Origin of the sequence: Bacillus sp. JJ1127 (assembly GCF_036965845.1) — a bacterium.
Lineage (GTDB): Bacteria > Bacillota > Bacilli > Bacillales > Bacillaceae_G > Bacillus_A.
In genome coordinates this window covers 1-8,253 of record NZ_JBALQK010000160.1, presented here as the reverse complement: position 1 = coordinate 8,253, position 8,253 = coordinate 1, and the positions used below count along the sequence as shown (strand labels likewise).

General features: G+C 37.3%; 8 protein-coding genes and 1 riboswitch. Of the genes, 3 read left to right on the top strand and 5 right to left on the bottom strand.

Annotated elements, in window-relative coordinates:
• Window positions 1–315: 315 nt before the first annotated feature.
• The 3 genes from V7183_RS16400 to V7183_RS16390 all read right to left on the bottom strand — a co-directional run bounded on the left by V7183_RS16400 (window position 316) and on the right by V7183_RS16390 (window position 2,992).
• Window positions 316–915, bottom strand: a complete 600-nt coding sequence (locus V7183_RS16400; protein WP_335360194.1) for a molybdenum cofactor guanylyltransferase — start codon at window positions 913–915, stop codon at window positions 316–318.
• Window positions 912–1,421, bottom strand: coding sequence for a MogA/MoaB family molybdenum cofactor biosynthesis protein (locus V7183_RS16395; protein WP_335360193.1), 510 nt, complete (start codon window positions 1,419–1,421; stop codon window positions 912–914). The genes V7183_RS16400 and V7183_RS16395 overlap by 4 nt, the downstream gene beginning before the upstream one ends.
• 101 nt (window positions 1,422–1,522) lie before the next feature.
• Entirely contained in the window at window positions 1,523–2,992 is a 1,470-nt protein-coding gene (locus V7183_RS16390; RefSeq protein WP_335360192.1) for an RNA-guided endonuclease InsQ/TnpB family protein, read from the bottom strand.
• A 382-nt stretch (window positions 2,993–3,374) separates the two neighbouring features.
• Here V7183_RS16390 and V7183_RS16385 point away from each other — a divergent pair, with 382 nt between their 5' ends.
• Window positions 3,375–3,554 (top strand): hypothetical protein, encoded by a 180-nt coding sequence (locus V7183_RS16385; RefSeq protein ID WP_208017243.1) that lies wholly within the window; start codon window positions 3,375–3,377, stop codon window positions 3,552–3,554.
• A gap of 6 nt (window positions 3,555–3,560) precedes the next feature.
• A complete protein-coding gene (locus V7183_RS16380; RefSeq protein ID WP_335360191.1) occupies window positions 3,561–3,749 on the top strand; it encodes a hypothetical protein in 189 nt (62 codons plus the stop codon).
• Between the two features lie 149 nt (window positions 3,750–3,898).
• On the opposite strand, the gene metK is transcribed toward V7183_RS16380, so the two are convergent.
• Entirely contained in the window at window positions 3,899–5,098 is a 1,200-nt protein-coding gene (gene metK, locus V7183_RS16375) for a methionine adenosyltransferase (protein ID WP_335360190.1), read from the bottom strand.
• Window positions 5,099–5,263: 165 nt separating this feature from the next.
• A riboswitch (SAM riboswitch) is annotated at window positions 5,264–5,386 on the bottom strand.
• A gap of 227 nt (window positions 5,387–5,613) precedes the next feature.
• Between metK and pckA the strand changes: the two genes are divergently transcribed.
• On the top strand, window positions 5,614–7,200 hold the full coding sequence (pckA, locus tag V7183_RS16370; RefSeq protein ID WP_335360189.1) for a phosphoenolpyruvate carboxykinase (ATP): 1,587 nt from the start codon (window positions 5,614–5,616) through the stop codon (window positions 7,198–7,200).
• A 602-nt stretch (window positions 7,201–7,802) separates the two neighbouring features.
• Here pckA and V7183_RS16365 read toward each other — a convergent pair.
• On the bottom strand, window positions 7,803–8,174 hold the full coding sequence (locus V7183_RS16365) for an ATP synthase subunit I (RefSeq protein WP_097899389.1): 372 nt from the start codon (window positions 8,172–8,174) through the stop codon (window positions 7,803–7,805).
• Between the last annotated feature and the right edge of the window lie 79 nt (window positions 8,175–8,253).

The window sequence follows — 8,253 nt, the reverse complement described above, 5'->3', positions numbered from 1 at the left end:
TTTATTACATGAGTGATGGACATCCCAGGGGGGAAGGTTATTGACAATAATTATTAAATTATTGCGTCCGGACTACCAACCGAACTGTATTTTTTCACTCTAAATTTATTATATTTCAAAATTTAGATTTGTAAACATTTAGCTGATATCACACTTTTAATCTTTACACTAGCATATTGATATAACCGCTCATTAAATTTCTTTATCAATTTTCAAAAGTGAATTATCATGTGGCGGAAGGGTGTTTACTCCTCATAAATTACTGTAAATATTGTTTTGGGAAAGAATATATTTCTTAACTTGATGGCGCTGGAACTACTCAGCTCCTTTTTTATGCAACTGTATATATTCTTCTTTCGTATTCACATTCACGAACCATTCTTTTGGCATATTTATTTCTTCTCCTATCACATACTTTACGTTACACTGTGATAAAAGTTGTCCCATGCTTCGTTTGTCTTCCTCTAGCAGTGTATAGATTTTCTCTTTCACACTCCAGTGATACGCCGCTAATAATGGCTGTTTCCTTCCATCTATAATTGGAACAATCGCCTCATAGTCATCACTCATTTGCCCTACTAATTCCGTAGTCCACTCACTTGAAACATTTGGCGTATCACAAGGAGAAACGATATACCATTCCGCCTTAATTTGTTCCATTCCTGATACAATTCCAGCAAGTGGACCATTCCCACGGTAAGAAGGAATATCTTCTATAACAGGAACCTCAACTAAAGTAACCATTCTTTCTTTTATATTAGGATGAGTAATCACAACTACATCTTGGATGGTCGTTTTCATTACCTTAACGATCTGTTCGATAAAAGTATGCCCTTGCCAATTTGCTAATGCTTTTGGCTCCCCAAAACGTCTCGACATACCACCTGCTAATACAATGCCAGCTATTTTTTTCATTGACGGTACAACTCAAATGTAATGTGTCCTAGCTCTGGTAAAATCAATTTATTCATCGCAAGACGAACGGCTCCGCTAGAACCCGGCATTGAAAAAACAACTTTTCTGCCAATTGTTCCCCCAATTGCTCGACTTAACATCGCTGCACTTCCGATATCCTCTAAGTAACTAATCATACGAAACAACTCACCAAAACCAACGATTTCTTTATCTAATAATACCGAAACAGCTTCAATCGTCACATCACGCTTTGTAATACCTGTTCCTCCGTTTGTTAATACAACATCAACATCCTCTTGATGATAGCCAAATAATACAGCTTGCTGAATGCTTTCTTTATCATCTTTCACAATTTCATAAGCTGTCACCTTATGCCCTGCTTCTATTAATAGTTCTTTTAATAACTTACCACTCTTATCTGTTTCTTCTGTACGTGTATCAGAGATTGTGATAATTTTACAGCGTACTTCTTTTGGCGCTTGTTTTTTATGTTCTGTTACGCTCATTTCTCTTCTCTCCTTCTGATGAACTATTCTTCATTTTATCATATCGTATGAATACTCCCCCACTTAGCAAAGCTTGAAGTGGGGGTTTCTAACGTTTCGACCTAACGGACGATTAACGTCAGTGGAGTTAACACACTAGCGAGCTGTTTCACGCCTAACCCCTCTATCCCGTTTGTCCATGCATTCGGGACTACTTTTCGTAAAATATTAGCCGCAGCGTTTACATCTGCGTTGATTCCGATTCCTTTTGCAGAACGATACATACCACGCTTCATTCGTTTTCCTGAAAAAGTTGCATTTTGGTCATTTGTTCCATACGTTGGAATACAGTCATGATCTAGAAAACTTGCTTTTGATGTGTAGGATTCCTCGATTACAACAACTTGAATGCCTACCGCATTTGCTTTGTATGTAATCATTTGAATCAATAAACTATGCGGGATATGGCAAAATGTTTGGTTATTTTTCTTTCCCATATCCGTTTCTTGTTTCCAACTTTTGTTTTGACCAATAACGATTTTGCAAACTTCCTCTTCTTGAGCTAGTTTTACAATATGATGACTCGCTTTATGGAAGATGTCTTTTATTTTCAGGTAACGCTTTTGATGAAGTTTTTCTATTCTTTTAGAAGTGAAAGGTCCTTCATTTATTTGTTTACCTTGTCTTAAAACACTTGTAAAATGGCTCTTCATTTTATTGTAATATTGATTTATGCTTTTGACATGTTTGCCCTTAACAAGTACAGGCTTCATCCCTGTGTTTGTTACGATGGTTGCAAGGTTATCAATCCCTAAATCAATACTCATATAACGACCATTCTCTTCAACGGATTGGTGTCCTAAAGGAACATCTATCACTAACTCCACCACATATCCATTGTATTTTGGGATAACACGAACTTGCTTCAGTTTACCTTCAGTAAACCCCAATTTCCCAATGTTTAATTGCAATTTTGTCTTTGGAAACTTTAAAAACTTTTCATTTTTAATGACACAATCTTGATTTGTATACAAGACTTCCTTTTCAGAAGAACGAATATACTTTGGAATTCTAGGTTTTCCAGTATATTTGTTGGGATTCTTTTTATAATTTTTTAAACTAGCAAAAAAAGACTTCCAATTTTGGAATACATTTTTCATGATTGATTGACTAGATTGCGTAGGCAAAGCACGATAATCCTTCTGAATCATCGCTTTAAATAATGCATCCAGAAAATGATAATCTACATAAGGTTTTTCTGTAGTTGGTTCTGAAAACAAATTACATTTCACTTCTTTTTGTTTTTCTTTTAGTTTTGTTTTCTCTTTTCCCAATTTCTTTTGATAGGTAAGAAGTTGTGCACCATTCATCTTCCCAATGTTTTTATCAATTGTATCCAAAACTTCTTTTTGTAAGGGTTGCAATTCCTTATCTTGTGTCAAACCTGTATACACTTGTCGTATATAAAAGTTTGTCGTGTTATACATGTTTTTAGCGTTTTGGCAAGATTCTTGAAAATAAGAATACATACGATGTCCTTTTTTAATCCAAATCTGAAGAGTTTTATAATTTATTTGATTTTCCGTTGTCATTTTTTCACCTCCTTGTTAAGGGTATTATACCAAAACAAGAACGTATGTTTCTATATTTTTAGCTTGAAAATAATATATTTTTTCGATTCACCTCACCACCTTCACATATGTTTAGAGGTGGGAGTCCTCTCGAAAGATATGATAGAAGTTCTCTCAAATGTGCAGTACATCACATTTACATAATTATCTAGTGGACGCCTAAAACATTATGATACAATATTGGTATATATAACCATAAAAAAGAGGTCCTATGATTCTAACCGTACATACTTAACAAGTACAGCAATTCCTCTCTTACTCGCTATTTATTTCATTGCATTTAAATTCGCACGAAGCAATCTGATATATACCAAATAATTTTTCATAATTAGGGGGCTCGTTCATGGAACTTTATAAAAAACTCACAACGGTATTTATCCTTCTATTTGTCGCTTCCATCAGTGCTGGAATGGCGCTAAAGGATGCTGTTCCATATTCAGCAATTGGTGGCTGGGGATTTGCAACACTATTTTTACTATGCAGTGCATTTTGTGCTGGAAAAGCTCGCCAGAAGAAAGGATGATGACCAATGTTCTGGAAAAAGCCAACACTTTGTAAATCATGTGGTAAAGAGATTGAAACTTATGAAAAATCGTGGATTCATATGCCATTACCCGCAAGCGGGATGACAAATATAAAGAAATATATTGAGCTTGAGGGTGAAGTATATTGTGGTTCATGTGTCGAAGTAGTCAACTATCCACCACTTAAACGCTAACACGTTTTGAAGTGGGGGGCTTATAAAAAGTCCTGGGTATGCATTACATACATTACAACGTTATTTACAATCTGCTAATAAAGGGAGCTTTATGTATTTTTACAAATAAAAAAGCTTTGCGCGAAGGCGCAAAGCTTTTTCTTCCTATATTATAGACCAGCTTGCTCTTTTAAAGCTGCTGCTTTGTCTGTACGTTCCCATGAAAGATCTACATCAGTACGTCCGAAGTGGCCGTAAGCTGCTGTTTGTTTGTAAATTGGGCGACGTAAGTCTAACATTTTGATGATACCAGCTGGGCGAAGATCGAAGTTGTTACGAACTAGTTCCACTAGTACTTCTTCAGATACTTTGCCAGTGCCGAATGTATCAACTGAAATTGATACCGGTTGTGCTACGCCGATTGCGTATGCAAGTTGTACTTCTGCTTTGTCAGCAAGACCAGCTGCTACGATGTTTTTCGCAACATAACGAGCTGCGTATGCTGCAGAACGGTCAACTTTTGTTGCATCCTTACCAGAGAATGCACCGCCGCCGTGACGAGCGTATCCACCGTAAGTATCAACGATGATTTTACGTCCTGTTAAACCAGCATCCCCTTGTGGTCCACCGATTACAAAGCGGCCAGTTGGGTTAATGAAGAATTTCGTTTCTTCATCCATTAATTCTGCTGGTACTACAGCTTTAATTACGTGCTCTTTTAAGTCACGATCGATTTGTTCCCATGTAGCTTCTGGATGGTGCTGTGTAGAAATTACAATTGTATCGATGCGTACTGGCTTACCATTTTCATCATACTCAACTGTAACTTGCGTTTTACCGTCTGGACGTAAATATTCTAATGTTTCATCTTTACGAACTTCCGTTAAACGACGAGCTAATTTGTGAGCAAGTGAGATTGGAAGTGGCATTAATTCTTTTGTTTCATTACATGCGAAACCAAACATTAAACCTTGGTCTCCTGCACCAATTGCCTCAATCTCAGCGTCAGTCATTTGACCTTCACGTGCTTCTAACGCTTGGTCAACACCCATAGCGATGTCAGCAGATTGCTCATCGATAGATGTTAAAACTGCACAAGTTTCTGCATCGAATCCGTATTTTGCACGAGTATAACCGATACCTTGGATTGTTTCGCGAACGATTTTTGGAATATCTACATAAGTAGAAGTCGTAATTTCCCCCGCTACCAATACTAAACCAGTTGTTACTGTTGTTTCACAAGCTACACGTGCGTTTGCGTCTTTTTCTAAGATCGCATCTAAAATTGAATCAGAAATTTGGTCACAAATTTTATCTGGATGTCCTTCAGTTACAGACTCAGATGTGAATAGATGACGTTGTTTTGTCATGTGGTAAACCTCCCTACAGTAATTGTATATATTGTACGGAACTCATCCTTAACTTGCCACAAACTGCGACATTCATATATTCCCACACAAGTATAAAGAAAAACCTTTCCTATTATATAGAGGAAAGGTTTAATTTGCTACTTGCATACTGCTTTTTGCCCTTCGCTCTTATCGTTCGAGACCTTTAGCCTCGCACAGGTTTTAGCACCTATTCACTTGTTTATTACCATTACAAGTGAGGTTGCTGGGCTTCATCGGGCCTGTCCCTCCGCCAGCTCGGGATAAGAGAGTATCCGTCCCAACCTATACTAAAGAAATGACATTCATTTGTCAATTAATATTCACATATTCCTACAAGTTTTTCGCAGTGTATTTCGAGCAAAATATTAATAGGAAAATATTGCATTCGCACAAACAAAAATAAATAAATAGTATACATTATTTATATGATTGTGTTATACTCTTAGTGGGATTACGAGAAACATTTCATAAAATGAAAAGGATGGTATATAAATATGAGTACTGTGAATGTCCAAATTGGATTACATGAATTACTGAACGGAAGCAATGCACAGGTTCAACTAAGCGTTCCACAGTTAGTGGAAAAAGTATTAATGAGAAACGAAGGAAAATTAACTTCTACTGGCGCTGTTTCTGCTTCAACAGGTAAATATACAGGACGTTCTCCTAAAGACAAATTTATTGTGAAAGAAGCATCGGTTGCAGACAAAATTGCTTGGGGATCTGTAAACCAACCGATTTCTGAAGAACATTTTAATAAATTATATACAAAAGTGTTAGAATACTTAAAAGAAAAAGATGAACTATTCGTATTTAAAGGATTCGCTGGTGCTGACCGTAACTATCGTCTTCCAATTCAAGTTGTTAACGAATATGCATGGCACAATTTATTCGTACATCAATTATTTATTCGTCCGACTGAAGAAGAAGAAAAAAATCATGAAGCACAGTTTACAATTGTTTCTGCACCAAACTTTAAAGCAGATCCAGCAATTGACGGCACAAACTCTGAAGCATTTATTATGATTTCATTTGAAAAACGTATCGTACTAATCGGTGGTACAGAATACGCTGGAGAAATGAAAAAATCTATCTTCTCCATCATGAACTTCTTACTTCCAGAACAAGATATCTTTTCTATGCACTGCTCTGCAAACGTAGGTGAAGAAGGTGACGTAGCCTTATTCTTCGGTTTATCTGGAACAGGTAAAACAACATTATCAGCTGATCCACAACGTAAATTAATTGGTGATGATGAGCACGGCTGGTCTGATAATGGTGTATTCAATATTGAAGGCGGTTGCTATGCAAAATGTATTAACCTTTCTCACGAAAAAGAGCCACAAATCTTTGATGCAATTAAGTTTGGATCAGTATTAGAAAACGTTGTAGTTGACAACCAAACACGCGTTGCAGATTATAATGATACAGCATTAACGGAAAATACACGTGCTGCATACCCAATCCATGCGATTGACAATATCGTATTACCAAGTGTTGCAGGACATCCAAATACAATTATTTTCTTAACTGCTGATGCATCTGGCGTATTGCCTCCAATCAGTAAGTTAACGAAAGAACAAGCTATGTACCATTTCTTAAGTGGTTACACTAGTAAACTAGCAGGAACTGAGCGCGGTGTTACATCTCCGCAAGCTACATTCTCAACTTGCTTCGGTTCACCATTCTTACCGCTTGACGCATCTCGCTATGCGGAAATGCTTGGTGAAAAAATCGAGAAACACGATGCAAAAGTATTCTTAGTAAACACTGGCTGGACTGGTGGCGAATACGGCGTTGGAAAACGTATGAACTTAGGTTACACTCGCGCAATGGTGCAAGCTGCACTAAATGGTGAACTTGATAAAGTGGAAACAGCAAAACATGACATTTTCGGTCTTGAAGTTCCACTTCATGTACCTGGTGTGCCTGATGAAGTACTAATGCCTGAACAAACATGGGCTGATAAATCTGCTTACAAAGCAAAAGCACTTGAACTTGCTGGCAAATTCAAAGAAAACTTCAAGAAGTTCAATAGCGTTTCTGAAAGCATTATCAACCTTGGCGGTCCAATCGCTTAATTTACCTTTTACTGTATGAATGACCCTTTACTCATATGAATAAGTTTGTTGTAACCTAAAAAGCACGCGTACTCACCGACAAAACCCAATGCGGCTTTGCAGGTTACACATACTTACAATAAAAAGAGGCTTACGATTTTGTCGTAAGCCTCTTTCTTTATATCCACTTGGATTTTTCAACATATAAATCGCAGCTTTGGAAACAAAAACAAATTCCCCACTCTCTTTCTCCTTTTGTTTTCACATGGCATGGGGCGGAAAAAGGCACTAACCGCTCCTATCCATCGCCGGATGCCCTCTTCCACCCAAAAAGAAAGGTTTTATGCCGTTTTTTCAATTTATCCCGCTATTCGCGGACAGTAATACTCCCACCTCAAAATTCGGCGAAAGCATTGTCCAGCTCTAGCGGCTAGAATCTCCGGTTGTTTCCCCCCTCAGACGAGGAAAAAAGCGCCTCTCTGCCTTTGGCGCGAGCGTCCTGCGATTCTGAGCGAGCCGCTTCCACTTTTCTAAAGAAGTTAGGTGAGAGATAAACTGCCCGTAAAAGCCCGATTGATGAGGGCTAATAATCAGTGAGGGANNAAGTTTCACTTTATATTTATCTATTTCTTCTCATCTTTCATGCTGTAATACCCTAAATTTATTACGATTAAGAAATAACCACCCATAATACCAACAGCAAATGCCCACATGACCATATGGTGTTCGATCTCATACATAATAATTGCACCAAGTATTGCTGCCGCAAATCGATTAATCATACCGAGCGTTGGTGCCTTCGTTTTTTTTACAACACTATCTCCAAGCTTTTCAATGCGTCTTCCTAAAATCCAAACGCAATACATACTAACAATAAGTCCAATTCCCATACCTAAAAAGTGAGCAGAAAAAGGTGTTATTGCCCACCCTAATAACATTATGCCTAATAAATAATACATTTGGATTTTAAACGCCCTTAGTGACATATTAATCATGCTGTACTCCTTTTATCATCTTATATTTACATATCATCAGATCTCGTCTGTTACATTCAAAGAAAAAACAATATAAACA